The organism is Borreliella carolinensis (genome assembly GCF_032595855.2).
GTDB lineage: Bacteria > Spirochaetota > Spirochaetia > Borreliales > Borreliaceae > Borreliella > Borreliella carolinensis.
Map to the genome: position 1 here is coordinate 1 of NZ_CP179457.1, position 25,612 is coordinate 25,612.

Below are 25,612 nucleotides of genomic sequence, written 5' to 3' on the forward strand. Positions count from 1 at the left end.
TAATTAGTTTTTTTTAGTATAAAGCTGTATAGCCGATATTTGCCCCTATTTAATTATTATATCTTATCTAATATTAAACTTGAAATTTTTTCTTTTTAGGAACAAATACCACTCTATAAATTGAAAGGGATAATATATGAACTCATTATCAATAATATTCTTGTATTCTAAAATCATATATAAAGGACAGTTTTTTATATCATAAGTGCAAAAAATAAAGTCAAAAATTAATAAAAAGGAGATTACTCTATTCTAGAGTATCCAAAAATTAATGAAATTTTTCTACACAAAAATTTATCCAAAAACTGACCCTTTACCGCAACATACAAAACGTGAATCTTGTATATTGCTAATAATAGATAATATTATTACAACAATCCTAAATTTACAAATACAGAATATGTTAATAGCCCCATACTTTATAAAATTTTGATAGATAAAAATATAAGAAAATCTACAAATATATGAACTGCTATTTCTAAATCAAAGATTATAGAAATAGCTTCTTGTTTCATACCATGATAACTTTTTAGGCTCTAAAAGGAGAACGGTCATCCACTAGAGCATGGTCCACAAGCTTTACTTCAGGCAGTTCCTGCCTTAGTTTTTATTTCTTTATAATAATAAGCTTTAAGATTCAGAGCAGCATTTATATCTCTATCATGCAAAGTGTTACAACTACTACAAGTCCACCTAGTATCACTTAATCTTAGAGTCGTATTTTTAATGTGACAACTACTGCATAGTTTACTTGATGGAAAATATCTATCCACTTTATACAAAGCAGATCCATACCACTCTGATTTGTATGATAATTGTCTTACAAACTCAGATCATCCTAAATCATTAATACTTTTTCCAAACATTCCTTTTTGCATGCCTTTAATTGATAAATTTTCTATTACTATGTTTTTATAATTGGATACAAAGTAATAAGATAATTTATGCAAAAAGTCTTTTCTTTGATTTGAAATTTTCTTATGCAGCTTGGCAACTCTTAATCTAGATTTAGCCCTATTAATAGAACCTTTTTGCTTTTTTGATAGTTTTCTTTGATATTTTTAAAGTTTATTTTCATTTTTTAATAAATATTTAGGATGATTGATTTTCTAACCTTCACTACTTACTAAAAAATGTCTCATACTCATATCAATACCAACTATTTCTTTTTTATCGCCTTTAGCTTCATTTATATTTTTAGTATCTAAGCACTCAAATATTATTGAAATATAATATTTATCATCAATATCTTTTTCTACTACTACATTTTTAATAAGCTCATTATCTTTAATATACCTATTGTAAACACAACTTTACAAACCCTATTTTAGGTAGTTTTATATAACCATTTTCTATTCTTATTGAGTTTTTTTGATTATTAGTTCTATAAGTTTGCCTATTTTTCTTACTTTTATATTTAGAAAATCCTTGTATTCTATTTCCTTTTTTAATTTCTCTAAAAAAATTACTATACGCAAAATTTAAGTCGATCCACGCGCTACAAAGAGCCAAACTATCAACTTCCTTTAAGAATGGAAATTCATCTTTATATTTACTTGGATTAACACTAAGACTTTTCTTATTTTTTTCATAATAATCTTTCTTATCACTTAACATTTTGTTATACAAAAATCTTACACATCCAAATACTTTTGAAAAATATTTTTTTTGATTGGTGTTGGGATATATTCTGCACTTATAAGCTTTATTAGCACGCATTATTTTTTATAACTATAATATTATATTTTAACTTGCGTTACAAATTCATCTCCACCTAAATTTCATAGAAATTATAGGTGGAGTATTCTTTGTTATTTTTAGATAAAATAAATGAAAAAGATAAATAACAATTTGGACACAAATTAGAAAAAATTAAAGATAGATCGGAAAAGAAACAAGAAAATATAAAACAAGAATCAGAAATAATTAAAGAAATATCAAAAAACCTATTTAAAGATAATCTTGAGCTCGGACTTACGTCTATATCGAATCTTATTAAAATACTTTCTAAATTTGAAGATGAATTTGGAGAGGTTGCACATAAAGGATTTTCTTTGGTTTATGATTTGTATTCCTATTACACATCAATCTACAAATCAAATATGGAAAGACTTGAAAGTGCATTGACTTCAACAATAACTAAAAAACTAGCTCCATTAATTAACTAAATCAATAACCGTATTGATTTAGTTAATTTTAATGATAAAAATCTAAAAATAGATAATGGTCTAAAATTTGATGAATCAGAAACACCTATTTATAAAAACCAAAAAATATCAAAATTTAAAAATCTCACATCATCAATGTATAACATAAATTGAATATGAAAACCAATATTACTACAATAATCTAAAATTACAAATACAGATTATATTACCAATTTAAATTACATTTAATTATAAATAAGAAACAATATTTCCCATAAGAACATTTAAAACAAAAAAAAGCAGAATTTTTACAACACTGCTTTACTTTTAATTTACTTTTTTTCATTATCATATTTAGTTACAATATCAGCCAAAACATCTTTTCTATTCTGAAAAAGTTCTTTAAAAATATAACTTGCTCTTTTTATATCTTGCTTTACAAATTCATATAATTCTTTATCTCTCATAAAAATTCTGATAGAAATATTTTTATTATCTAATTTGCTTTTATTATTATTAAAATCAAATGATTTTTTTAAAAAAATATGTTTTTTTATATTTTCAAATCCTAATTCTTTAACCATATCTATAGATATACTACCCTCTAAAATTTTTGAGTAAAGCTTTAAATAAAAAAACGCTTGAGTTTTAGCAACTACAAAAGTCTTTAAATATTGTGAAAAACTTTTAAAACCATCGTATTTATAAAGTTTTCTTGTTTTAATTTCATATAGAATTCTCATTCTTTGAATTTTAGTGTCAATTTCATTTGCTAAATTCAACTTTAATTGTTCTTTTAAATCTTTGTAAACCACCATTAAATTTTTATCTATATTAGTATCTAAATTTGATAAATTATCAATAATATAATGTTCAATTCTATCATTAAGAAATAATATTTTTTTATTTTTTTTGCTCATATATATCCTCCATATACTTAATTATGTCATAATTATATACTCCAGTAAACTAAACCACTTTTACTTATTCTTTATAAAATAGTTATTTTATATGATTTATATACTCCAAATAATACAAAAATTGTTTAAATTTTACGAGTACTTGCTTATGTGTTTTGCTTTGTTCTTTTTATATTTAAATCATAATATTCTTTAAATATCTTGTTTAAATAATCTTTATCACTAGAAAAAATCTTATCTAATAAATACCCCGTAAACTTAGCATTGCTTTTATAGAAATCGTAACTATCTTGTCTTTTAAGATGGAACTTAATGGTTTTATTGAATTTTGAATTGGCTTTTTATCTACCACCTCTTTTGATTTTATATTTCTATAAATTTCTATCATCTCCTTGTCTCTAATTTCTTTTATACTTATGTCTCCCTTTAAAATCTGTTCATATATTTTTAAATATAAATAAGCTTGGGTTCTCGCAATTAAAAATTCTTCAATAAAAGACTTGAAACTCACATGCCCATCGATACGATAAAGTTTTTTGTTTTTTATGTCGTACAATATCTCCATGATTTTAATTTTATTTTCAATATCATTAACCATACTCTTTTTTAAAGCATGCTTATAGTTTTTACACTCATCTTCCTCCTCAAAAATACCCATCAATCCTTCTTATCACACTATACAAAAACAAAGGTTGTCAAAAATAAATCAAAAAGATATCCCAATTAGAATTTTAATAAAAAAAAATGAATTATATGATTTCTGTAATAAAGATACTAAAAGGGTTTATTTTATTTAAAAGGAGATTTTTAAAAATAAAAAAGATATTTTATCGGATGTCATAATTAAATTATGATAATTCTAAAAAGAAAAGGAATAAATAAATTTTCAAGGTTTATTGACTTTAATGCTTGATTAATGGTAATCTATTATTTCAAATAGGCTTAAGTTTGTTTTGCCTAGTTTAATGTCGAAAAGATGCCCCGAAAAGGGTTTTTTCATTTTAAAATCTAAATTTTGGGATTAAATATTGAATGCTAGGCCTTCTTAACTTTAAATCCCTGTTATATAATATCCTTAATTGATAAGCCCTCTATCACCATATTTTTATAATTACTACAAAGTAAAAAAACAATTTATGTAAAAGTCCTTTATTTAAATTTTCTTATATAGCTTAGCAACTCTTAATCTAAATTTGGTCATATTAATAGAACCTTTTTATTTTTTTGAGTACACCTAATTGAAATATTTGATGCTATACCAAACTTATTATTCAATGATCCTGAAGACACCCGGGGGCAATGCAATAAATCTTATTAAAGATCAATTATCTTTTTGTTTGAATTATAATAAAATTTACAGCTTATCAGGCATTTTACAAAAAATTAATAAATAAAAAATATTTTTATAGTAAAAAAGTATAAAATGTAAATAATTACTATTTTTATAATCTTTGATTATAAAAATAGTAATTATTTAATACGTTTAAAATGCTTCTTACACATTATTTAATGCATTTTTTTATTTTTTGAAAAAATATTGTTATAGCTTAATTTAATAAGATATTAAATTTCTTCAACTTGAGAATTCAGTGTACATAGAATCTGAATACCCCCGTTACCCCATTTGCCAATATTCTTAACATATCTGGTAAAACCTTCTTTTAAAGTTATTTGATTTAGAGCAACAGTAACAGTAATGTTTATTTTATTTACCCTGGACGTAAAGCTAAAATCTACAAAATACTTCCCCTGCACCTTAAATCCTGTATAGCACTTTGTTTCAATTTTCTCAATTTCATTAGGATTTAAAGCAAAAATAAAATTTTCTAATTTCTTGTATATTGACTTCATATCGAAATTTAATTTTTCAAATTTTTTTAAATTTTCGGTTTTAATATTATTATCTTTTGCGCTAAAATCCATACCATATTCTATGTTACTTTTTTTATTGTTTACCAGCATATCGTTTTTTTCATTAAGCATACTAAAAGTATTTTTTATAAAATTATTAAATATTTCGTCTGAACATGTTTTTTAAAAATCAATTTTAGTTTTAAAAAATTTAAGAAAATCATCACCTGGATTTTTTATTTCTTTTCTCAAATATGATAAAAACTTGTCTGTATACTTTTTTTCTAATGCAAAATCTTTAGATGTTAATTTTTCTAAATTAATAACCATAAAAGGCTCATTATCTAGCAAATTATCTTTATCTAAGTCAGTATAAAATCTATATTCTATACCATCTGTTAATATACCAAATTCAACTCTCTTTTCTTGAGAACGAATATTTTCAAAATAAGGTTTTAATTGCTTTAGATGGTTTTCAAGCTTTTCCTTACTATTATGATATTTAGCTTCTATTAAAATAGTAGGCTCTTCATCTTTTCTTGTTGGATAAATAATATAATCAACTTTTTTTAGCCCATTAAGTTTAGGAATATCTGCCTTATATTCAACTTTAACAATTGAAATATCAGTGTGATCATATCCCATCGCATCTAAAAATGGATCAATAAGATTGAGTCTTGTTTGTGCTTCATTTTCAATAAGATCCTTATTATTTTGTATTTTTCTACTTATATCTTTTTTATTGATTTTATAAAATTTATATTTTTATCTTTATACAACATGTTTATATATTAACAATAAAATTAAAAAATAAATTTTCAAAATGTCAATTCGCATTTAATAACTTTAATTTTTAAAACACACTTCTTTATTGCCTATTCCCTATATTTTAAATATATCTAGTACTTTATTAGTAAAAAATGCAGCATTATCGCTTGATTTATTTAAGCTATTATCACTTTATCTAATCTTGTTTAAACTCTGTCTAATCCAACCTTAACTTCACTAACCTCGGTAACTAAATTTTTAGTTTATACTTTTAAATAGTAAAGCTTTTTTATCTAAATCATGCATTTCAAAACCTTTAAATATCATCTCAATTTTTTTACATCATTTTTTGGCGTGATCTGCTATTTCTAAATCAAATATTATAGAAATAGCTTCTTGTATCTTCTCATAATAGCTTTTTAGGCTTTTTGCAAGAATGGTCATATCATCCACTAGAGCATGATCCACAAGCTTTACTTTAGGCAGTTCCTACCTTAGTCTTGACTTCTTTATAATAAGAAATCTAAGGTTTAGACTTGCATTTATATCTCTATTATGCAAAGTGTTACAACTACTACAAGTCCACCTGGTATCACTTAATTTTAGAGCCGTATTTTTAATGTGGCAACTACTGCATAGTTTACTTGATGGAAAATATTTATCCACTTTATACAAAGCGGATCCATAACATTCTGATTTATATGATAATTGTCTTGCAAACTCAGACCACCCTAAATCATTAATATTTTCCCCAAACATTCCTTTCTGCATGCCTTTAATTGACAAATTTTCTATTACTATGTTTTTATAATTGGATACAAAGTAATAAGATAATTTATGCAAAAAGTCTTTTCTTTGATTTAAAATTTTCTTATGTAACTTGGAAACTCTTAATCTAGATTTATCTCTATTAATAAAAACCTTTTGCTTTTTTGATAGTTTTCTTTGGTATTTTTTAAGTTTATTTTCATTTTTTAATAAATATTTAGGGCAATTGATTTTCTCACCTTCACTACTTACTAAAAAATGTTTCATACTCATATCAATGCCAAATACCTCTTTTTTATCACCTTTAGTTTCATTGTTATTTTTAGTATCTAAGCACCCAACTGTTATTGAAATATAATATTTATCATCAGTATCTTTTTCTACTACTACATTTTTAATAAGCTCATTGTCTTTAATGCGCCTATATAGACATAACTTTATAAACCCTATTTTAGGTAGCTTTATATAACCATTTCCTATTCTTATTGGGTTTTTTTGATTATTAGCTCTAAAAGTTTGCCTATTTTCCTTACTTTTATATTTAGAAAATCCTTGTATTCTATTTTCCTTTTTAATTTCTCTAAAAAAATTATCATACTCAGAGTTTAAGTCAAGTTAAACATTATAAAGGGCTAAATTATCAACTTCCTTTAAGGATAGAAATTCTTCTTTATATTTACTTGGATTGGTGGACAGGTAATAAGATTTTGTTTATTTTTTCATAATAATTTTTCTTATCGCTTAACATTTTGTTATACAAAAATCTTGCAAATCCAAATACTTTTGAAAAATATTTTTTTTGATTATCGTTAGGATATATTCTATGCTTATAAGCTTTATTAGTACCCATATATTCTATTATTTTATAATATTTTATACTTAGTGTATATGTCACAGAAGCTAACTTTTAACAATCACTGCGTTTATTCAATTAATTATCACCTAATATTAGTTACTAAATATAGGCATAAATGCATAAATGACAAGCCTTCATCTTCCCTTTACCAAATAATACTTAATATATGTTATTCATGGAAAATAACCCTTAATGAATTCAAACATGGCAAAGATCATATTTATTTATTACTAGAATTTACCCCCAATATTCAACCTTCTAAATTCATCAACAATCTAAAAACAGTATCTTCAAGGCTTATAAGAAAAAAATATTCTACTTATTTAGACAAATATTGCTGGAAGCCTTATTTTTGATCTAAAAGTTATTTCTTATCTTTATTGGAAGAGAGCCTCTATTGATATCATCAAAAAGTATATTCAAAATCAAAATAAATCTATTTATTAGCAAATTCATCTCCACCCAAATTTCATAGAAATTATAGGTGGAGAATTCTTTGTTATTTTTAGTTAAAATCTTATTTTTTATTTTTTTCTTGCATTTTTTATACTAAAAAATTTTATTATTTAACAAATAATTTTCATATCCTTTTATTAAAAATAAAATATATTCTTCTCCCTTTTTATTTTTTAGCACCTCAAAGTCATTAAGCAAAACCTCAAAATCTTCTTTGGTTAGTGAATAAAGACTGACTACAATAAAGTTATTTTCATTTTCTTTCTTTTTGAAAAATTCATCTTCCACATTTAGATTTAGTATTTTATTAACTTTTTCTTCACTAAGCTCGAAATGTTCTAAATGAAGCAAATATTTAAAGTTTTCAGGATCATTTTTGGCTATTAGCAAGGAAGTATTTTTTATAAGATTTAAATATAAAGAATTACTTAAAATTTCTTTTTCTTCGGGTTGGGGTATAGGACATTGATATAAACACGATTTTAGCACATTTAAGTCAACAAATCTTCTAATCATAAAGTCAAATACAAATGAATTAAAAATAGATATAACAAATAATTTTTTATAAAGTGATATTAATGTTTTCTCATAATTTATATATATTGAATTTACGCAATAACAATTTTTAGGAGAAAGTGTGCTAATCATCGTTCTTTCATTTGTGTTACTCGCAATTGCCCTATAGAATACTCTTTCGGTTTGAAATTGGCTATCTCTGGTTAATACTTTTTCCAAGTCTTTTTTATCTATCCAAAGCAATTTAGAACTTTCTTTTGCATCTTTACCTTCAAAAAATCTTGAATTAAACTGATGAATATTGGCCCCAGAATAAAGAAATACAAATCCTTAGTATTATTCTTTATACAATGCTTTATAATTTGTTAAATTTAGTCCTACTCCAAAATCAATATACTCTTGACGAAGAACACTAAATTGATTAAACATTTTGTTAATTAGGCCAAATTCTTCATTGTCTTTAAATTCTATTATTGATTCTTGAATAGGAGATGGTTTTTTAATTTGCTATATATTTAATTCAATTCCTTTATAAGGATCATCTTTGCTATCTTTTAAATCACCAGTTATTTCTTTAATAATATTATCATCACGTTGAATCATAAATCTTGCTTTAAAATTTAATGTGTGTGTGGGGGGGGGTAGTATTACTAAGTTGAAATATTGCAAATTTAAAGCTTGAATGCACATCTTTAAATCTTTTTTTATTTTCAAATTGATAAATATAATTAAGTTTATAATTAGCAAATATATGTTTTCTTAATGAACTAGAACTAGACTCACCCCAAAGGCTTGAAGGAACCAAATAAGTTAAATTGCCCTTTTCTTTTATTAGATTTAAATTAAATGCTAAAAAATATCTAAAAATATTCGGATCACCCACCACTAGTAAAATCTTTAAAATCAAATTTATAAATATTGTTAATAGCACTTATACTTTTTTTCTTCATTGTATTCAATGCTCAAAGGATGATTATCTTTACTAAGCATTTCTTGCTTTATTTTATTTTGTTCTTTTATGCCTAGCTTTCTGTAGCTAGAAATATGTTTTGATAAAAACTCTGTTTCATCATACTTGGGGTTTTCCCATGGCGGATTTCCTATTACAATGTCAAATCCTTCCCTGAATATCTGGAAACTCAATTCCATAGTGAAAAATTTATAGTAGCCACTTAATTTTCTATGGTATGCTTAGTAATTTTCTACATAATAAAGCCCATAAGTATACTTTGGAAAGTCAATCACAACCCGAATATATTAGTAAAATTAATTTCTACATTTACCCAACATCTAATATGCAAACAGTTGGGCTAATTAATTTAGGCACAAAATATAGCAACCATGCATACAGTGCATCTATAGCATTTAATGCTAGTGTAAAAGCAATTGAAATTTTAAAGGAGGAATACGAAATTGCCGCAAGATACAATTAGTGTAAGTTTTATTGATTCTAGAATTCAAGCTAGTAGGCCCAATTATTATAATCCACTTTTGGTTTACAAAACAGCTAAAATCAAAGTTAATAAAGATGCTGCTAACTTTATAACATTGAATTTAACCGTTAATAACTATGAAAAACAAATTGAAACTTTGGAAAAAGATAATGGGAATGGACAAGATCAGTTTGGAAAAGAAAAAACACTGCTTAAAACCGCAATGTCTAATTTTTTCAATTCAAACGAAGAATCATTAAAAGCAACCGATCTTTTCATTTATAAAGATAAGCCTGAAGAGCTAAAAAATTGTCTTAAAGTACATAGGCACACTTTTGTTGTACTTATTAACACTGAGGGGGATGCGTCAGATGATGGACTTAAAATTTACAAAGATGACTATGCTAAATTCAAAATGCCTTCAACTTTTTTTGTATTCTCAACTAAAGAACAAGAAATAAAAGAACTATTTAAAGATAAAAGCAATACTGAAAAAGAAAGAAATATCGTTGTTTACAGTAACAATAAAGACAACCTACACCTTAAATTTATAAGTCAATATTTGAATCAAGCAAGTATTTTTCATTCTGTAAATCCTTATGGTATGTCACTAGCTGCTAAACCGCTTGTTGACGACACTGTAATTGGAAAGTTGCGAACTGCAAAAATTAACTTTTATTCACTTCTTAATGAAACTGGACTTGATGGTATGCCCGCCTTTAAAGAGGGTGTCGATCTAGCTGGAAGTGCAATAGATGAACAGTTTACATATCATTATATAAAAAATGAAGCGATTATTGAGCTTATTAGAATTTGGAATAAAAACAATAGACAAAACAGCAAACTATCTGCACTACAACTTAGTGGGGCTAGAGATAATGCATATACTTCAGCAATTGAGTGTTTACTTAAAAGGTTTATAGATAGGGGGCTGATTATACAGTATAAAAATTTAAGTCTTACTCTTTCTCCTACACCACAACTTAAATTAGAACTTAGTGTGAATATTACTTATAACTTTAGCATTAATGCTGTTGCTTTAGTAATTACTACTCAAGATATAGTTGATTATCAAAATAGTTTAAGTGCTTAAAAGGGGGTTAAAATGCAATTTTATGATTTAAGAGAAGTTTATTTTTCAATTGGTGGTACGCAGTTACATAGTGGCAAACTAGAGCTTACAAGCGAACCCACAACAAGAGCAGTGATTAGTAGTGAAGATAAAGGTATGCCTGTAATAAGCTTAAGAGATCCCAAAACGATAACTTATGTTTTCAACATTGAAGTGACACTGGGTAGTCATGATTACATTTTGTTAACTGAACTTTCTGATGAACAGTTTTACAACATGGATGTGAGAAAAGAGGATAAAATGCTTGATTTAGCATTCAATGACAGAATTGCTACCAAAATTATTTCTAACTATGCAATTTTTACTGAAGAGCCTTCAAGAAGTTATTCTGCTGAGGCTGAAAAAGTATCTTTTGAAATTAGGGCTACTAATTGCCAAAAAACTAAACCAAACAACACTTAAAAGGAGATTCTTATTATGATAATGAGATATAAAATGAAAATTTTAACTAAAAACAAAACTTATGAATATCCATTGAGAGTACTTCCGGTCTATGAATGGGATAGAGTACTGGGATTTAATCAAAGTGACGCTGTTTTAAAGCTTAATGAAGTTAAATACTTAAGAGAAATTACAAGCTTAATGATAAGTCCAAAATTTTTAGACGAATTCTATGTGATTTTGGATCAAAATAGAGAATTTATCTCTTATTATAAAGATTATCTTGTTGCAATAATTTACACTGCACAATTTAATACTTTTCATTTAGACAATGATCTAAAAACCCCCGCTTTGGTTTTTCTAAGTGAATATGAAAATAATGTTGGTGATTTTGTTACTTTTGACTATATCAATGAAAACTTTGATTATGAAAAAGTAGCCACTTCGCTTTCATCAAGTACATCAAATTCTAATGAGCTGGTTGCTAAATGAGCAAAAGAAATAGAGATATTGATAAAGCTATTGCAAGTCTTAATGAGACTAGAAAAAAGTATTTTAACTTGCTTGACGAGATTAAGAACGATAAATACTATTTTCCAGTAATTATGAATATTTGCTCATATGATGATGTAAAGAAATTGCCTTATGACTAGCTTTTAGAGGTAAATAGACTTGCTGATATTAAATTAGAAAAAGAATTGTATGAGTTAATTCTAGGGAAGTGAGGGCTCAATGAGCGACAAATTCACTATTAAATTTAAGGGTATTCTTGATCATGCTGCAACAAAAAAGGCTATCGAACAAGATATTTCCAAAATGGAGAAATATCTTAAACCCAAAAAATCTAGTTTGGGGAGTACTAAAGATATTGTAAAGAATAATTTGTCGGACAAGAAAAAAGAACTTAACAGACAATCTAAATTTGAAAGCTTAAGAGAACGTGTTGAGAAATATAGACTTACACAAACTAAAAAGCTTATGAAACAGGGCATGGGTTTTGAGAAAGCAAGAAAAGAAGCTTTCAAAAGATCTTTAATGTCTGATAGAGACAAAAGACGTCTTGAATATAAAGAACTTGCAAAAGAATCAAAAGCAAAAAGTAAAATGCTAGCAGCCTCTCAAGGAAAAGGACTTGTTGCCAAAATTGCAATAGGTAGTGCTCTGGGAAATGTCATTGGCAACGCTGTAAGTAAAGTTGGTGGCGGGCTTATTGGATTTATGTATGGATTTGCTAAAAAAGCAGTTGAAAATAAATCTAAAGAAGAACAACTAAAACAACTTAATAAAGTGTTTTACAGTGAAAAAGAACGTGAAAATATTTTGGGTGCTATTAAGGGAATGAAAGGATTTGAGCGGAAATTAGAACAACAAGATTTTCTGCGAACAGCAAGTGTGCTTAAAGGCCATATCAGAGAATTAAAACTTAATGATGAAGAGGGAGAGAATGTATTAAATGCAACAAAACTAGCAGCTATGTTTAGAAGCACAGGGCTTGTTGGTGATAACGAAAGTGCTGTTGAAGTTATTTCAAAAATACTTAAAGGGAAACTTACAGAAGCTTTTAATATATTGAAACCCATAGACAAATTTGGAAAAAAATATCTAGAAACCATGAAAAACAGGTTAGAGTTTCTAACTCAAGAGGGAGGGAAAAAAAAGCTAAGGCCAGAGATAATTGCAGACTTATTAAAAGATATATCATCTTTAAATATAATGGGTCATTCTGATGAAGTTGCTAGAGCTAAAAGCAATTTAGCTAAAATAGAGCAAAATCTTGAAGACGTAACTAATAATGTTTTGATGCCAGTAATTGGCAAAATTTCTGGTATTCTTGAAAAGATTATGAACCTTAATTTTAAACAAATCTTAAAAGATATCGTTGATGCCATAACAGGCGGTATAAAGGGTGCTTTTGACGGAATAAAAAACATTGGCAGCTCATTATATAATGCCGGGAGTAATTTAGTTGGTAATGCTTTATACTACGTAAATCCTTTAAATTTGTATTCATATTTGACAAATAACAATAATAACACCGGGGGCGATGATTTAGGCAATTTTAACTAAAAAGGAAATTCTATGGATATTAAAAATGAAAATATTATCAATAATAATATTGCAAAGAAAAAATTCGAAGAAAAAATCAAAGATTTTGAAAAGAAAGAATTCAGGGAAATTACTCGAATAATAAGAGATGTAATAACCCAAATATTTGCTCTTTTCGGAGCAGATAATTTTTTAGTGTTATTCCCAAGAATGGATTTAAAAGGTTTTGGATATATTCCTCAATTGTTTTTTATAAAACCAAAAACCGAACTCATAACACGCACTTATAATACTAGTTGTTCTAAAAGACCGGTTATTAACTATTATGATAGAAAAGCAGAATATGTAAGCTACAATCCAGTAATGACTGGTGAAAATATATCATTAAACGGTGGAATACTAACCTCCTTATATAAGGATATGCTTTCTCTACTCAAAATGACTGTTTTTGGCAATACTATGTTACGTTTTGACGCTAATCTTGCAAAAGAACAACTGGCCAATAGAATACAAGCTCAAGTTCCCTTTAGTATCTACAGTCCAACTTTTGGCCTTAAAGAATTAGCTGTAATTACAAGTCTTTCGTTTAAGGATACTCCTTTCATTGATGAGGTTGAAGTTGGTCTATCAATGGAAGTAGTAAAAACATTTGAATTGGAAAAATATAAAGGATAAAAAATGCTGCTACTACAATATGATTTTAAAATTGAATTTTACAAAGCAAAACAATCCTTAGAAAAGGATACAAGTTCTGGAGATTCTTTAATTGAAGAAACTCCTAAAATTATAATAAATACGCAACATGGAATTCATATTGATATTACCATATCTAATGAGTTTTCAAATTATAATTTTGTAAAATCTAAACGAACAAAAATTGTACTTTGGAATTTGCCCCTAGACTTCACCAACGACATTGAAGTAGGAGATATAGTAAAAATACGCTATAAAAAATTTGCTCATGAAAAAAATTTTGATTTCATAATGTCGGGTTATTTGGGAACTCCTATGAGTACTGATTATCCTGGTGGTGATTTTAGTGTTGAGCTTGACGTTCGGTTAGCGGTTAGTAGCAACTTCTTTGATCGAAAATTAGAGAACAAAAACTTTAAGGGAAAAACGGTGCAAGAGGCCATAGAATCTGTATTTCCTAATCGCAATATTATTAATATGGGAAAAGAAGATCGTCTTAAAATCATTGAAAAAGATATTTATGCCACAACACCAAAAGAATTTGTTGACAAAATAAAAGGAATATATATTCATGACGTAATAGCTGATGTTGGTGGTGACAGTTTTGATGTTGAATGTAATTTTATATTTACTAATGATAGAACAATTGAAGCAGATGAAAATTACAAGGCTTTAGAAGATTATGGACTTGAATTCATACCACAACAAGAAATTGCTATTGAGGGTGAATACCATATAAGACGTGTATATTGGAACGCGCAAACATTTTACACACATAAACTAAAAATTGGCGATAAAGTTTCATTTATTGATGGATTAGGGAAAATGATAAAAACCACCATAAAAGAAACCAGCGCAAGACTTAGCAACGCAGGAGAGTGTTCATTAATACTTAAATTAAAGGATGACTCTGATGGTTCTGATTAAATGTAGAAAGTAAAGGGGATTAAAATGACTAAAGACTATAAAATTTATAGAATGAACCAGCGCCTTTATGGTCATGCATTAGCACAAGAGGACGTTAAAAATTGGATTTATTAAAACATTTTCATAATTAAAATTGGCACTGTAAAGGAGTTTAAACAACAAACTCAAGAGGCTATTGTTACAATACCCGAATTTGAAGATTTAGAAATTCACACAAAAAATATCTCTAATATCAGTTTAGAACTATCAAAAGGTGATACCGTATTGCTACTTCAATCAAGCGTTAATATTTTTGATAAAAATAACGATATCCACTTTGACAAACATCATTTTTATATACTTAGTGCAATTAGCCCAAAGACTTTAAATCTTATCTCTGATACTGTTAAAATTAAAGCAAACAATAAAATTGAAATAGCCAATGAAATAACTTCCTTAAAATCAATTCTAGAGAGTATTGTAAGTGCTATTAATGGAATTACTGTAAAAGGAAAAGCGGTCGTTGACTATGCAAGCTTACAAATAGCAACATCTAGAATTAGCAATAATATTAATAGTTTATTTAAGTAATTTTTGCTAAATATGGTATAATTACTAGTATGGATTTAAGATTAGGCAATAATTTTGAATTGGTATTTAATAACGATTTATCGCTTGTTGATGGGATTGATGAACAAAAACAAAGATTTTTGATATTTTTAAAAACCTTAAGGGGTAGTTTAAGCTATGCTCCTCATTGGGGACTGGATTACTTCTTACTTTTAAAACTGTTAAAAATTAACAATCTTCACGCTGTAAAAAATTATTTTCATGAAATATCTAAAGAACTTAATTTAGATTTAACAGACATTTCAACTACTATACAAGACAACAAAGCACATATATCCTTTTTTTTCTCAGGCGATGTTTTGAATATGGAGTTTAATTTATGAGCATAGTTTTCGATTCTGATTTTTGGCATTTTAAAACGGACAATTAAGGATATTGTAAGATCGAAAAGAGAATATTTACGCGTAAATTATGGTATTAATATTGACGATAATCAAAGCTCAATTTATAACATTATTGCGTCTTCTTTAGCATTAATTGAAGAAGAAATAATTAATGAGCTTAATCTCTTTTTTTCTAAAATGAAACCGGGCGGCACCTATTGGGCTGCTATTGAAGAACACATTTCTTCTAAAAGCACAACTTACAGTGCTGTTCGCAATGCCTTACTTAATCTTGAGGGAATTGAGTACAATAATATTAAAAGTGCAGCTGGTAAAGCCAACATATATCTAATTTTAAAGGAAACTTTACTAGACGATAGCAAATCCAACATTAACAGTTCTGAATTTAAAGCAAAACTTTGGGAAACATTATATCTAACAACTCCTAGTGGGACTTTACTTGAGGGAGACATAGAAATTGATGGACTCAATTCAACTGGACAACGCAAATCCTACAAAATATCGCTAGGAAAAAGAAAATATGTTTATATGAAAGTAAAGTATAAACTTGACCTTAAAAACTATCTTTACTTAAACATAGACTCTCAAATTAGGGACATTTATTCTAGGATTATTTCGAATAACTATTCTGATATGGGAATTAGCTTTGAATATCAAGACTTTTTTGCTCCAGTTAATGAAGTTAAAGGAATTAAATTTATGGAAATAAGCGTTTGTATTAAAGACACAGACACTGAAAGTATTTCAAAAATTACTGATAGCGACTTTAATAAAAATCAGGATATTGCCATTAATGATGATACAATACTACTTTTCAATACTACAGATCGATTGCTTATTGACATTGATAGTTAACAAATATGAAAATACCTAATTTATTCAATGGCACTGAAGTTCATGAATTTATAATTACAGAAACCGAGTATGCACAAGCGCTACTTAATGAACTTAAGTTTCTTAATTCTAATTTCATATCCATTAATGCAAAAGAAAATGTAAAATCACGATATATCGCAATATGGATATCTCAAGTTTTATCTATTTTTTATTCAAAAACTCAAACTTTACAAAGTATTACAAGCAATATTAATAGTGTTATTTTTGCTTTACGGCACATTGGTACTGATGAGTCATTTAGACTGATTTTCAGGGCCTTTTTAAATGTAGACATTGAAGTTACTACTCCTGAAGCTGGGAGTTATTGATATCTCACTAAAAGGGGTAATAAAAACAAACTTTACCACGTTTATTTCGCCTAGTACTAAAAAGGGAAAACGACTAAAAAAGATAATTCTTAGAGAAAAGAAACCAGGATACGCTGCATCTAAAAAAGCTTTGGTATTTAATTCGCTTCCTAAAGGATATGACCATTCAATTTATGCTTTTATTAAGAGAATTATTCCTATTGGTAGAGTTCTCAAAATTAATAATACAGATGGTAACAATATTATAACTTTTAACAACTAGGGGGGCTTTATGGCTGATGATCAAGATAAATTACTAATTGATGAAGAAGAAACTGTTCAAATAAAAGATTTGAACAGGGTTAAAATCGTTAAAAACAATGATCTTTTACTGCTTGATGATGGGGTTGCAAGTAGCAACGCTATTACCTTTAAAGATTTTTTAGAAACCACTAAAGACAAAACATTTAAAGGGGAAGGATTAAGTTATTTTAAAGAGATAATTAAGTCTACAATCGCAGAAGAGCTTGCAGCCAATACAGATTTTGTAGAAACAATTTACACTAAAATAATAAACAAACTAATTAATAATGACTCTACCAATCTTTCTAGTCTTTATAGAAAAATAAGATCATTCCTTGAAAGTGGCATATCATCTACCACTCTATCTAAAGATGACTATCTTTTAACACTTCGCCCTTTCGGCACTATTGAAAAAACACCCGTTCCCAAACAATTACTAGGCTTACCGTCGCGCTTTACTTACTCTGATTATCTCTATAATACTAGTGGCACTACGCTTTATCCGAGGGAATACGAGGGTAACTCAATAGCTATTAATATGAAAAGATATAATGATGTAACTCTTGTTTGTAATAAAGATCTTGACGATGTACCATCTTACTTTGATATTGATATTGACATAGAACATAGTAAAAATGGAAGTAAATCATTATATCTAAGGTATTCCGACGAAAGTCAAAAAAAACTAGTTTATAAGCATGAGGGGGCCTCTTCAATATCTATTAGAGTTCCCATGTATAAAGGATGGTATATCCAAAAAAGAGCCTACATATCAGGAAATCCTGTCCCAGCTCTTTTTAAACTGTAAATTTTTTTAGCAAAAATTATGATTTTGGTATATAATATACATATCAAAATAAAAAATTAAAATCGAGGATTGAAAAAATGGATAGTATTAAAATAACCGAACTTCTTATCAATTTAAACGAAATTAAGCTTATAGCAGTAATGATTTTTGCCTACAGTACTAATTCTTGGAGTGCTAATTCTTCTAAAGCCCTTACTAAAAGATATATTAACTATATTAATAGGCAAGCTTTTTAGAAATGGCAATGGAAATGGCAATACTCATATCAAAAAAAGAGATTAAATTATGAAATTATCTAAAGATAATCTTGAAATTGGACTTGCGTCTATATCAAACCTTATTGATATATTTTCTAAATTTGAAGATGAATTTGATAAAATTGCACATAAAGGATTCTTTTTGGCTTATGAGCTGTATTCTCATTATAAATTAATCTATACAGCAAATATGGAAAGACTTGAAAGTGCATTGACTCCAGCAATAAATGCAGCACTCGCTCCATTAAATGAAAAAATCAATACGGTTATTGATTTAGTTAATTCTAATGATAAAAATCTCAAAATATCTAAGGATCTAAAATTCAATAAAGACGGAAAACCTATCTACAAAGAGAGAACAAATAATGCAAAAGAACACTATTGAATTAGGACTTAATTTAATATTTAGCTTAACCAACATAGCTAAAACTGATACAAACATAGATCATAATTACATTAATACTTTTAGTAAAGTAATAGATTTTTTCTACAAAACATATATAAGCACACTAAAATCTATGGAAACAGCTGAGTCAACTAAAATATTTGAAGAAATAAAAGATATTTTAAAATACAACATTGAGGTAATAGAGGCTATCTCTTCTGACAAAAATAAAAAAATTATCACTTCTCTTAAAGCAACACGTAACAAAATTATGAAAGAATATATCAAAATGCTTAAAAGGAGTGAAAATGCTTAAAAGATTACATTGTTTACTAATTGTTTTGTTGTTATGTTGCACCACTATTGCTAACCTACCAGAAGAGCCAAAACCTCCAATTATTCCAACGCTAAAATCTTTAGCTAAATATGAAACACAACTTTCAGAATATGTTATGTATCTTGTAACATTTTTAGCTAAAACAAAAGTGAAAGTTAATGACCCAAATTATCCAGAATATCCTTATCCAGATTTATCAACACTAAAAGACGAACACTCTATACCTGCGGTAAAACATAATATCAACATATATTTAGAGTACATTAAAAAAACAAAACCAATAGCGGAAAAAGTCTATCATCAATATTCTCAATTAAAAATGTAAATTACAAAAAGGTTTTTCTTGCAAGAAATTCTACTTTACATATAAAAATCTCTAAAGCCAATCAATCTAAAATAGTGTATAATATAGTTTAAGGGAAAATATTATGGAAACATTGTCAACAAGCGTTAGGGGTATTAGTCAAGAACAAATATATAAAGAATTTCTTAGACTGGGTATGGAACAACTAATAGCACAAGATTTATCTAAAAGATATTATCACAATGAGCTTACATATAGGGATTTAGAAAATTTAGAAAAACAATTTGATATAAAATTCGACAATCTTGTTTCTAAAATAGATAATGTAAAAAGCGAGCTTAATACTAAAATTGACAATGTAGAGAAAAATTTAAATCTAAAAATAGATAATTTAGATACAAAAATAGATACTGTAGAAAAGAATTTAAATGCCAAAATAGATAGCGTTAAAAATGAACTTACTGCCAAAATCGACAATGTAGAAAAGAATTTAATGTCTCTTTCAGAAATGCTTAAATGGGTATTGGGAATTATGGGAGCAATGTCTATAACAATGATAGCAGGGCTAATATTTGCTTTCATTTCTAAATAGTTACCACCCCACTTAAAACATATCAATTCAAATACTATTTTTTTCTCCAATATTTAGTACAATAATTAAATACTATTTATTTGGAGACAATAATGAAATATATATTATATAGTTTGCTAATTTTTACAAACATTAATCTTTTCGCCAACTTTTTAAATAATTTGACAAAAGAAGAAAAATCGGTTCTTGAAAATATAAAACGGGTCTTTAAAGAAGGAAAAAATCTTTTAAAAAATCCCACAATAAACAATCCTGACAAGCTATTTATTGATCATTACATAAAAATCGAATATAATGAAGAACAATTTAACAAATTATTTATTGACCTTGGAGAACAAAAAACCAAAATATATCTTAACGCAATAAACAAAGTTATGGCAAATCCACTCAAAGGAAAAAACATACAAGATGAAAAAAAATACCAAACTCTCCAGAATATTTCAATTTTGGCAATACTTTCCAACATCTATAAACAATTAAGACCCAAAACTGATGAATTTTTTGATAATACTTTATTGTTAATTAATTTCAGTCATGAAATTATAAAAAACTTAAATGCTTCAATTTTTGATGATATTTTCTATACAATGCTCCTTCTACACGCTTCTTTTTGACACATATAATTGACAATACTGTTTTAAGAAAACGCTCTATAATTACAAGAATAAATTTTATTTTTACTCAAAATATTGAACTAGAGATAAGGAAAGGAAATAACAATGAAAATCATCAACATATTATTTTGTTTATTTTTACTAATGCTAAACGGCTGTAATTCTAATGATAATGACACCTTAAAAAACAATGCCCAACAAACAAAAAACCGGAGAAAGCGTGATTTAACCCAAAAAGAAGTAACACAAGAAAAACCTAAATCTAAAGAAGAACTACTTAGAGAAAAGCTAAATGATGACCAAAAAACACACCTTGACTGGTTGAAAACTGCTTTAACTGCTGATGGCGAATTTGATGCATTTTTACAACATGATGAAAACAAAATAAAAGCTGCGCTTGATCATATAAAAAGTGAACTTGATAAATGCAATGGAAATGATGAGGGAAAAAATAACTTCAAACAGGTGGTTCAAGGGGCCCTTAACAAGGGTACAGACATAGATAATTTTGCAAGCAATGCAACTACTACATGCAATATTGGTGGCTAATAGCTTAGAGTAGCCCCCTATTTGGGGGCTTTAATCTTGCTATGCTGCAAATATTTCATCAAACCGTTCATATTCTTTTAAGACACTAAAGAATATTAATGGACTAGGGCCATAAATAGTCCTCTTAAACGACACAAACTTTTCAAAATCTTGTAAATCCTTTAATCTATTATTTTTCTTGAAATGGTTTTTTATAATTTCCGCCCAATAGTTTACACTTTTAAAATCACTATTTTTCTCAAAATACGAGATTAAGTCAGATTCAATTTTCTTGATATCATCAAAATTATTGGGGTCTATATTCTGGATAAACCCTATTTTTTGAATAATTGAGTTTATATTATCTTTTATTGTAGGGCTATTTACCCAATCTTTTATATTAGACAACGCTTCTTTAAAAACACCGTAATAATAAAGCCTATCTTTTTTTTGTTCTTGCTTTATATCTCTTTTCTGGTTTTGAATAGTGTTGTTTTTTTGAACTTGATTAATCTCTTGTTTTTGTTCTCTTTTTTGTTCTTGCTTTTGATTAACACTAACTTGCTTGCTCGGCATAGAATTTCTGTTTTCATAATTATTGTAAATAGGTGCTGCATCAGTATCAACTTCACTTTTTATGCAAAGATGCCCTACTAAAGCGTATCTTTTGAAATAAGTAATAGCTGATCCAACAAATTGTGGCATTGTATTAATATTTTTAGACCCATTTTCACTGTTCCATTGTAATTTATCTGTATGAATTCGCGTATCAAATGAATATTTGTATACAGTGCTTGTACTTTAGAATGTAGTCCTAATATAATCAACTATACCATATTGACCCTCTACAGAAATTGGATCTTGCGTAAAAAAAAGATCCAAATTATGATTATCAATAACGCTATAAATTACTTCTACTATGTCATTGAAATCTTGATACTTGTACCCATACCCTTTAAGACTTTTGTCAATACGCGGCAAGTTTCTGATTAGGGTGCTCATATCTTTTCTGAATTTTATTTCTGCTTGAATATTATTTTGTATTTCTTGATTATTTTTGTTTGAAAGATTTTCCATCTTTTTCCTCCTGTTTACAATAACTAAGTATATAGCAAAAACTATTTTTGCCAACTTTTTTACAAAAATTTTTTTTAAAAAAGAAGTGGGACTTAGCTAAATCCTTCTGTTAAAGAACTTAGTTAAGCTCCCACTATTATTTTTTCAAATTGTAAACAGGTAGTCAAAACTGAAAAATGTTCAAATAACTACGCTGTTTGTAGTTTAGCTCAATTTAAAATTAAAATCAATTTGTATTTTTACCAAATTACATAAAGCATATTAATTTAATGAGATTAATAATTTAATTAAATATTTTTTTTAGAAAAGGGTTTACTTTTAAATCAAAATTTTGCATTATAATATTAATTATTACTTGTAAACAGGAGAAAAAATATGAAAGGGTTTTCCAATAATACAAAAAGTCCAACTTGCCACAACAAACACCAACACAAATTAATATCTCTTACTTCAACACTAGATTTTCTAAACAAAAAAGATAAGAAATACACACAACAAAACATACTCCACTACTTTAATGAAAATCTAAAAAGAAATGGTTTGGCTCCCACTACTTTAAGAACGATGCAAAATTATCTTTATAAATTAGAAAAAGTGCTAAAAGTCACAACAAATTACTATCAACATATGGGTGTAAATTGTGGGACTGAAATTTACTATAAACTAAAGTATCCTAAAACAGAATGTTACCAGAAAATCAACATGTACTTTCGAGAGCAAAAAAACTCTAGATTTAAATCTAGAGTTAATAACCATTTTAAAGACGATATTTCTAAAAATAGTAGTGTAAATTTAGTGGAGTGTTTAAGTAATAAAAATAATATAAAAGAAGAAAGAAAAATTAAAGAAATAGAAAAATATCAATTAAAAGCCTACTACAATAGATTTAACTTTAAATCTCCAAAATCTCTTTCTATTTTGAATTTAGATACAGATAAAAATACCAAGATTAAAGCAATGCAAATTTTAAAACAAAATGAAATTGATCTAATAAAAAGGTTTACTGTAAAAAAATCTTGCATGAAAGAAAAGCAAAATACATTAAAGAATGTCCTAGATAACATTCAGAAAGAATTCGAACAAAATGGATATAATCCTGAACAATTAGGGGCAAATTTACAAAAAGTATACGAAAACTATAAATTTAAGCCGCATTTTATCATTGAAAGCCATAAATATAACGATTTAAACAACATAAAACGCAAACTAGAAAAGTTGATTGAAAGAAAAAAACAAAATTCTCAACAAAATTATCAGAATTTAAAGGCAAACATTTTCAATATTCTTATTGAACAACTAAAAAAATATACAAATATTGAAATTCTAAAGCCCATTGTAAAAGAATATTTGAATAAACAAAAGAAAATAGAATACAATAAAGTATTTGGTACATATTATCTTGAATTATTAGAACTAATAAAAAAACGAAAAAATTCTATAACGAAAGAAGAATTTAATGTAAAGGCCGTATGAGGATTTAATATGGAAAATGCATCAGAACCTATTGAAACTATAAAAAAGGGAAAGTGTAAAGTAGAATGCCAAAATAAAGAACGCTTTATTTTGATTGAAAAAGAAAATGGGAAAGCAATGTACCATACAAAAATAATGATGGACATTTACAAATTTGGAGTTTATGAGAAAAAACACGAATTTAGATTATCATTGCGGGCTCTATTTAATGGGGAAAGAATTGTTGAAGAAACTCACTTATATCCAATTAAAGAAGGAGACAAGTTTATTGGCATTTTTTATGGCTACAGAAAGCCAATTAAAAAACCTTTAATAAAGTATCAAATAAACGGAACTAGAAAAGCATATGCATTAGCAAGGGCATATTATATGGAATTTAGATTTAAAGCAGGAAGTGTTTTTTGCTATTTCAAGGGACTATATCGATTATTAGATAAAACAAGAACAAACAATCACTACAACAAAGTTTTATTCAGTATGTTTACGGATTTAGAACAACAAGTATATAAATTTTATGGGAAAAAATACCCAGAACAAGGACCGTTAATCAAATGGATAATAAAAAACCTAAAATAATAACAATAGCGTCAATTAAGGGCGGTGTTGGGAAAAGCATGTTGTCAATTATATTTTCATATATTCTAAGAGAAATGAACAATAAAGTGTTGATTGTAGATTTAGATCCGCAAAATAGTTTAACAAGTTATTTTTTACAATATATCAAAAATATTGAATTAAATAATGTTTATTATCTTTTAAAAAGAGATCAAAACATTGATTTTGATGAATATATAAATTCAATAAATAATAATATGTATATTATTCCGGCTCATCCAATTTTGTGTAAATTTGAAAAGGGAGATATTCCTTATAAAGAACTTATGTTGGAATATATTTTTGATAAAAATTTACATTATTATAATTTTGATTATGTAATAATTGACACACCTCCCAGCTTAAGTTCTTTGTTATTTAATGCGTTAAACATTACACATAAAGTTATAATACCTATTCAAGCAGAAAGGTGGTCTGTAGAGTCTCTGCCAATATTAATGAATGAAATAAAAGAAGTTGAAATAATAAGAAAGAAAAATATTGATGTGTTAATAATAGAAAATCAATTTATAAAAAATAGAAATACGTATAAAGACATTGAGAGTGTTTTGCAGTCAGAATACAAAGAGCTTATTAAAGGAAGAGTGCACTTTTATAATTCAATTAAGGTTTTTATAAATGAATTAAAAGAGCCTAACAATAAGGAAACTTATTATCAAGAAATAAAAAAAATATTAAACAATATGTTTTAAAAAGTCCGCCGAAAGACTTTTTAAGATAAAGCAGAAACTTAGGAGGATTAAGTGTCAAAGTTAAAAGAAAGAAAAATATTATTAAATAATAGAATTGGGGATGTTCAAGAATTTGAAAATGAAGAACTTGAATATAAAAGCTATAAGGATCAACTTCGTAGAATTACGGTTGATGATATTGAAAATAAAATTAAAACAATGAAAATCTTATATAAGATAAGAGAAAAAAAGCTTTATTTGATTGATGGTTATAAAAATTTGAGGACTTTTTGTCAGAATTTATAATATCTAGAAGTCAAGCATTTCTATACCTTAAAATTTATAAAAAGGTATTAGAGGGGAGCGTATCAATAAATGATATTAAAGAAAAAGGATTAAAAGGTGTTTATAGAAATATATTGAACATAGAAATTAAAGAGGACAAATCAAAGCAAAATCCAATAAAACCATTAAGATTTCAACTTAAAAAGCAAGAAAGTTATGATTTTTACAAAAGCAATGCTAAATTTACAGGATTTTTGTTGGACAAATTATTTAGTGATGAAAAAGATATAATTAAAAGAATTATGAAAGAATATAAACAATTAAAAGGATAG

Annotated in this window: 27 protein-coding genes and 11 pseudogenes; 27 read left to right on the top strand and 11 right to left on the bottom strand. The window is 26.8% G+C overall.

The features are described from left to right. Nucleotides 1-584: 584 nt before the first annotated feature. A pseudogene (locus tag QIA46_RS05100) lies at nucleotides 585-1,719 on the bottom strand (RNA-guided endonuclease TnpB family protein). A gap of 215 nt (nucleotides 1,720-1,934) precedes the next feature. Between QIA46_RS05100 and QIA46_RS05105 the strand changes: the two are divergent. Further along, a pseudogene (locus QIA46_RS05105) lies at nucleotides 1,935-2,321 on the top strand (BlyB family putative holin accessory protein). A 158-nt stretch (nucleotides 2,322-2,479) separates the two neighbouring features. Here QIA46_RS05105 and QIA46_RS05110 read toward each other — a convergent pair. The 3 genes from QIA46_RS05110 to QIA46_RS05115 form a co-directional block, all read right to left on the bottom strand. Then, a complete protein-coding gene (locus QIA46_RS05110; RefSeq protein WP_418905897.1) occupies nucleotides 2,480-3,067 on the bottom strand; it encodes a chromosome replication/partitioning protein in 588 nt (195 codons plus the stop codon). Between the two features lie 146 nt (nucleotides 3,068-3,213). Further along, a complete protein-coding gene (locus QIA46_RS06785; protein ID WP_472843362.1) occupies nucleotides 3,214-3,381 on the bottom strand; it encodes a hypothetical protein in 168 nt (55 codons plus the stop codon). Continuing rightward, nucleotides 3,306-3,725 carry a chromosome replication/partitioning protein gene (locus QIA46_RS05115; protein WP_472843361.1) on the bottom strand — a complete coding sequence of 140 codons (420 nt, stop codon included), beginning with the start codon at nucleotides 3,723-3,725 and terminating at the stop codon, nucleotides 3,306-3,308. Before QIA46_RS05115 ends, QIA46_RS06785 begins: the two co-directional genes overlap by 76 nt. A gap of 34 nt (nucleotides 3,726-3,759) precedes the next feature. Here QIA46_RS05115 and QIA46_RS05120 point away from each other — a divergent pair, with 34 nt between their 5' ends. After that, nucleotides 3,760-3,864 carry a plasmid partition family protein gene (locus QIA46_RS05120; protein ID WP_418905898.1) on the top strand — a complete coding sequence of 35 codons (105 nt, stop codon included), beginning with the start codon at nucleotides 3,760-3,762 and terminating at the stop codon, nucleotides 3,862-3,864. A 766-nt stretch (nucleotides 3,865-4,630) separates the two neighbouring features. On the opposite strand, the gene QIA46_RS05125 is transcribed toward QIA46_RS05120, so the two are convergent. From QIA46_RS05125 to QIA46_RS05135, 3 genes and pseudogenes are all read right to left on the bottom strand, one after another. Continuing rightward, nucleotides 4,631-5,050: a hypothetical protein gene (locus QIA46_RS05125; protein WP_418905899.1), complete on the bottom strand. Its 420-nt coding sequence runs from the start codon at nucleotides 5,048-5,050 to the stop codon at nucleotides 4,631-4,633. A gap of 51 nt (nucleotides 5,051-5,101) precedes the next feature. Next, on the bottom strand, nucleotides 5,102-5,563 hold the full coding sequence (locus QIA46_RS05130) for a type I restriction endonuclease (RefSeq protein ID WP_418905900.1): 462 nt from the start codon (nucleotides 5,561-5,563) through the stop codon (nucleotides 5,102-5,104). Nucleotides 5,564-6,164: 601 nt separating this feature from the next. Continuing rightward, nucleotides 6,165-7,304, bottom strand: a pseudogene (locus QIA46_RS05135) (RNA-guided endonuclease InsQ/TnpB family protein). 38 nt (nucleotides 7,305-7,342) lie between these two features. On the opposite strand from QIA46_RS05135, the gene tnpA reads away from it, so the two are divergent. Beyond that, a complete protein-coding gene (tnpA, locus tag QIA46_RS05140; RefSeq protein WP_418905901.1) occupies nucleotides 7,343-7,666 on the top strand; it encodes an IS200/IS605 family transposase in 324 nt (107 codons plus the stop codon). 193 nt (nucleotides 7,667-7,859) lie between these two features. On the opposite strand, the gene QIA46_RS05145 is transcribed toward tnpA, so the two are convergent. From QIA46_RS05145 to QIA46_RS05155, 3 genes are all read right to left on the bottom strand, one after another. Beyond that, nucleotides 7,860-8,282 (bottom strand): hypothetical protein, encoded by a 423-nt coding sequence (locus tag QIA46_RS05145; protein ID WP_418905902.1) that lies wholly within the window; start codon nucleotides 8,280-8,282, stop codon nucleotides 7,860-7,862. 613 nt (nucleotides 8,283-8,895) lie between these two features. After that, complete coding sequence (locus QIA46_RS05150) at nucleotides 8,896-9,168, bottom strand: Eco57I restriction-modification methylase domain-containing protein (RefSeq protein WP_418905903.1); 273 nt, start codon at nucleotides 9,166-9,168, stop codon at nucleotides 8,896-8,898. Between the two features lie 35 nt (nucleotides 9,169-9,203). Further along, entirely contained in the window at nucleotides 9,204-9,431 is a 228-nt protein-coding gene (locus tag QIA46_RS05155) for a hypothetical protein (RefSeq protein WP_418905904.1), read from the bottom strand. Nucleotides 9,432-9,460: 29 nt separating this feature from the next. On the opposite strand from QIA46_RS05155, the pseudogene QIA46_RS05160 reads away from it, so the two are divergent. From QIA46_RS05160 to QIA46_RS05255, 20 genes and pseudogenes are all read left to right on the top strand, one after another. Continuing rightward, a pseudogene (locus tag QIA46_RS05160) lies at nucleotides 9,461-9,715 on the top strand (DUF764 family protein); the annotation flags it as partial. Next, a complete protein-coding gene (locus QIA46_RS05165; protein WP_418905905.1) occupies nucleotides 9,696-10,808 on the top strand; it encodes a DUF787 family protein in 1,113 nt (370 codons plus the stop codon). The pseudogene QIA46_RS05160 and the gene QIA46_RS05165, both read left to right, overlap by 20 nt. Nucleotides 10,809-10,820: 12 nt before the next feature. Next, nucleotides 10,821-11,249, top strand: coding sequence for a DUF1463 domain-containing protein (locus tag QIA46_RS05170; protein ID WP_418905906.1), 429 nt, complete (start codon nucleotides 10,821-10,823; stop codon nucleotides 11,247-11,249). Between the two features lie 15 nt (nucleotides 11,250-11,264). Next, a complete protein-coding gene (locus tag QIA46_RS05175; RefSeq protein WP_418905907.1) occupies nucleotides 11,265-11,720 on the top strand; it encodes a DUF1473 family protein in 456 nt (151 codons plus the stop codon). Further along, nucleotides 11,717-11,953 (top strand): annotated as a pseudogene (locus QIA46_RS05180) (DUF1322 family protein). The gene QIA46_RS05175 and the pseudogene QIA46_RS05180 overlap by 4 nt, the downstream one beginning before the upstream one ends. 7 nt (nucleotides 11,954-11,960) lie before the next feature. Beyond that, complete coding sequence (locus QIA46_RS05185; protein WP_418905908.1) at nucleotides 11,961-13,295, top strand: DUF759 family protein; 1,335 nt, start codon at nucleotides 11,961-11,963, stop codon at nucleotides 13,293-13,295. Between the two features lie 12 nt (nucleotides 13,296-13,307). Then, complete coding sequence (locus QIA46_RS05190) at nucleotides 13,308-13,949, top strand: DUF792 family protein (protein WP_418905909.1); 642 nt, start codon at nucleotides 13,308-13,310, stop codon at nucleotides 13,947-13,949. A 3-nt stretch (nucleotides 13,950-13,952) separates the two neighbouring features. Then, entirely contained in the window at nucleotides 13,953-14,894 is a 942-nt protein-coding gene (locus QIA46_RS05195; RefSeq protein WP_418905910.1) for a DUF693 family protein, read from the top strand. A 24-nt stretch (nucleotides 14,895-14,918) separates the two neighbouring features. Then, a pseudogene (locus QIA46_RS05200) lies at nucleotides 14,919-15,464 on the top strand (DUF777 family protein). Between the two features lie 29 nt (nucleotides 15,465-15,493). Beyond that, nucleotides 15,494-15,826: a DUF2634 domain-containing protein gene (locus QIA46_RS05205; RefSeq protein WP_418905911.1), complete on the top strand. Its 333-nt coding sequence runs from the start codon at nucleotides 15,494-15,496 to the stop codon at nucleotides 15,824-15,826. After that, nucleotides 15,823-16,702 (top strand): annotated as a pseudogene (locus QIA46_RS05210) (DUF276 domain-containing protein). The gene QIA46_RS05205 and the pseudogene QIA46_RS05210 overlap by 4 nt, the downstream one beginning before the upstream one ends. 5 nt (nucleotides 16,703-16,707) lie before the next feature. Beyond that, nucleotides 16,708-17,314 (top strand): annotated as a pseudogene (locus QIA46_RS05215) (DUF735 family protein). 9 nt (nucleotides 17,315-17,323) lie between these two features. After that, nucleotides 17,324-18,142 (top strand): DUF685 domain-containing protein, encoded by an 819-nt coding sequence (locus QIA46_RS05220; RefSeq protein WP_418905912.1) that lies wholly within the window; start codon nucleotides 17,324-17,326, stop codon nucleotides 18,140-18,142. Between the two features lie 77 nt (nucleotides 18,143-18,219). Next, nucleotides 18,220-18,424, top strand: a pseudogene (locus tag QIA46_RS05225) (BlyA family holin). A 3-nt stretch (nucleotides 18,425-18,427) separates the two neighbouring features. After that, the gene (locus QIA46_RS05230; protein ID WP_418905913.1) at nucleotides 18,428-18,784 is read left to right on the top strand and encodes a BlyB family putative holin accessory protein; all 357 of its coding nucleotides are present in this window, start codon (nucleotides 18,428-18,430) and stop codon (nucleotides 18,782-18,784) included. After that, nucleotides 18,765-19,100, top strand: coding sequence for a BlyB family putative holin accessory protein (locus QIA46_RS05235; protein ID WP_418905914.1), 336 nt, complete (start codon nucleotides 18,765-18,767; stop codon nucleotides 19,098-19,100). Before QIA46_RS05230 ends, QIA46_RS05235 begins: the two co-directional genes overlap by 20 nt. Next, the gene (locus QIA46_RS05240) at nucleotides 19,093-19,446 is read left to right on the top strand and encodes a BBA14 family lipoprotein (RefSeq protein WP_418905915.1); all 354 of its coding nucleotides are present in this window, start codon (nucleotides 19,093-19,095) and stop codon (nucleotides 19,444-19,446) included. Before QIA46_RS05235 ends, QIA46_RS05240 begins: the two co-directional genes overlap by 8 nt. Before the next feature lie 103 nt (nucleotides 19,447-19,549). Continuing rightward, entirely contained in the window at nucleotides 19,550-20,017 is a 468-nt protein-coding gene (gene bdr, locus QIA46_RS05245) for a Bdr family repetitive protein (RefSeq protein WP_418905916.1), read from the top strand. A 92-nt stretch (nucleotides 20,018-20,109) separates the two neighbouring features. After that, entirely contained in the window at nucleotides 20,110-20,631 is a 522-nt protein-coding gene (locus tag QIA46_RS05250) for a hypothetical protein (RefSeq protein ID WP_418905917.1), read from the top strand. A gap of 105 nt (nucleotides 20,632-20,736) precedes the next feature. Further along, nucleotides 20,737-21,180 (top strand): Mlp family lipoprotein, encoded by a 444-nt coding sequence (locus tag QIA46_RS05255; protein WP_418885279.1) that lies wholly within the window; start codon nucleotides 20,737-20,739, stop codon nucleotides 21,178-21,180. A 39-nt stretch (nucleotides 21,181-21,219) separates the two neighbouring features. Here QIA46_RS05255 and QIA46_RS05260 read toward each other — a convergent pair. Continuing rightward, a pseudogene (locus tag QIA46_RS05260) lies at nucleotides 21,220-22,236 on the bottom strand (ERF family protein). A 375-nt stretch (nucleotides 22,237-22,611) separates the two neighbouring features. On the opposite strand from QIA46_RS05260, the gene QIA46_RS05265 reads away from it, so the two are divergent. From QIA46_RS05265 to QIA46_RS05280, 4 genes and pseudogenes are all read left to right on the top strand, one after another. Further along, nucleotides 22,612-23,709 carry a plasmid maintenance protein gene (locus QIA46_RS05265; protein WP_418905918.1) on the top strand — a complete coding sequence of 366 codons (1,098 nt, stop codon included), beginning with the start codon at nucleotides 22,612-22,614 and terminating at the stop codon, nucleotides 23,707-23,709. 9 nt (nucleotides 23,710-23,718) lie between these two features. Next, entirely contained in the window at nucleotides 23,719-24,285 is a 567-nt protein-coding gene (locus tag QIA46_RS05270; protein WP_418905919.1) for a DUF226 domain-containing protein, read from the top strand. Beyond that, the gene (locus QIA46_RS05275; RefSeq protein WP_418905920.1) at nucleotides 24,261-25,016 is read left to right on the top strand and encodes a ParA family protein; all 756 of its coding nucleotides are present in this window, start codon (nucleotides 24,261-24,263) and stop codon (nucleotides 25,014-25,016) included. The genes QIA46_RS05270 and QIA46_RS05275 overlap by 25 nt, the downstream gene beginning before the upstream one ends. 51 nt (nucleotides 25,017-25,067) lie before the next feature. Next, a pseudogene (locus tag QIA46_RS05280) lies at nucleotides 25,068-25,612 on the top strand (chromosome replication/partitioning protein).

Bases quoted from the DNA above. Each gene is read 5' to 3' on its own strand.
- QIA46_RS05110 (WP_418905897.1), bottom strand. From the start codon at position 3,067: ATGAGCAAAAAAAATAAAAAAATATTATTTCTTAATGATAGAATTGAA.
- QIA46_RS05115 (WP_472843361.1), bottom strand. From the start codon at position 3,725: ATGGGTATTTTTGAGGAGGAAGATGAGTGTAAAAACTATAAGCATGCT.
- QIA46_RS05125 (WP_418905899.1), bottom strand. From the start codon at position 5,050: ATGCTTAATGAAAAAAACGATATGCTGGTAAACAATAAAAAAAGTAAC.
- QIA46_RS05130 (WP_418905900.1), bottom strand. From the start codon at position 5,563: ATGGGATATGATCACACTGATATTTCAATTGTTAAAGTTGAATATAAG.
- tnpA (WP_418905901.1), top strand. From the start codon at position 7,343: ATGTCACAGAAGCTAACTTTTAACAATCACTGCGTTTATTCAATTAAT.
- QIA46_RS05145 (WP_418905902.1), bottom strand. From the start codon at position 8,282: ATGATTAGAAGATTTGTTGACTTAAATGTGCTAAAATCGTGTTTATAT.
- QIA46_RS05155 (WP_418905904.1), bottom strand. From the start codon at position 9,431: ATGGAATTGAGTTTCCAGATATTCAGGGAAGGATTTGACATTGTAATA.
- QIA46_RS05170 (WP_418905906.1), top strand. From the start codon at position 10,821: ATGCAATTTTATGATTTAAGAGAAGTTTATTTTTCAATTGGTGGTACG.
- QIA46_RS05175 (WP_418905907.1), top strand. From the start codon at position 11,265: ATGATAATGAGATATAAAATGAAAATTTTAACTAAAAACAAAACTTAT.
- QIA46_RS05185 (WP_418905908.1), top strand. From the start codon at position 11,961: ATGAGCGACAAATTCACTATTAAATTTAAGGGTATTCTTGATCATGCT.
- QIA46_RS05190 (WP_418905909.1), top strand. From the start codon at position 13,308: ATGGATATTAAAAATGAAAATATTATCAATAATAATATTGCAAAGAAA.
- QIA46_RS05195 (WP_418905910.1), top strand. From the start codon at position 13,953: ATGCTGCTACTACAATATGATTTTAAAATTGAATTTTACAAAGCAAAA.
- QIA46_RS05205 (WP_418905911.1), top strand. From the start codon at position 15,494: ATGGATTTAAGATTAGGCAATAATTTTGAATTGGTATTTAATAACGAT.
- QIA46_RS05220 (WP_418905912.1), top strand. From the start codon at position 17,324: ATGGCTGATGATCAAGATAAATTACTAATTGATGAAGAAGAAACTGTT.
- QIA46_RS05230 (WP_418905913.1), top strand. From the start codon at position 18,428: ATGAAATTATCTAAAGATAATCTTGAAATTGGACTTGCGTCTATATCA.
- QIA46_RS05235 (WP_418905914.1), top strand. From the start codon at position 18,765: ATGCAAAAGAACACTATTGAATTAGGACTTAATTTAATATTTAGCTTA.
- QIA46_RS05240 (WP_418905915.1), top strand. From the start codon at position 19,093: ATGCTTAAAAGATTACATTGTTTACTAATTGTTTTGTTGTTATGTTGC.
- bdr (WP_418905916.1), top strand. From the start codon at position 19,550: ATGGAAACATTGTCAACAAGCGTTAGGGGTATTAGTCAAGAACAAATA.
- QIA46_RS05250 (WP_418905917.1), top strand. From the start codon at position 20,110: ATGAAATATATATTATATAGTTTGCTAATTTTTACAAACATTAATCTT.
- QIA46_RS05255 (WP_418885279.1), top strand. From the start codon at position 20,737: ATGAAAATCATCAACATATTATTTTGTTTATTTTTACTAATGCTAAAC.
- QIA46_RS05265 (WP_418905918.1), top strand. From the start codon at position 22,612: ATGAAAGGGTTTTCCAATAATACAAAAAGTCCAACTTGCCACAACAAA.
- QIA46_RS05270 (WP_418905919.1), top strand. From the start codon at position 23,719: ATGGAAAATGCATCAGAACCTATTGAAACTATAAAAAAGGGAAAGTGT.
- QIA46_RS05275 (WP_418905920.1), top strand. From the start codon at position 24,261: ATGGATAATAAAAAACCTAAAATAATAACAATAGCGTCAATTAAGGGC.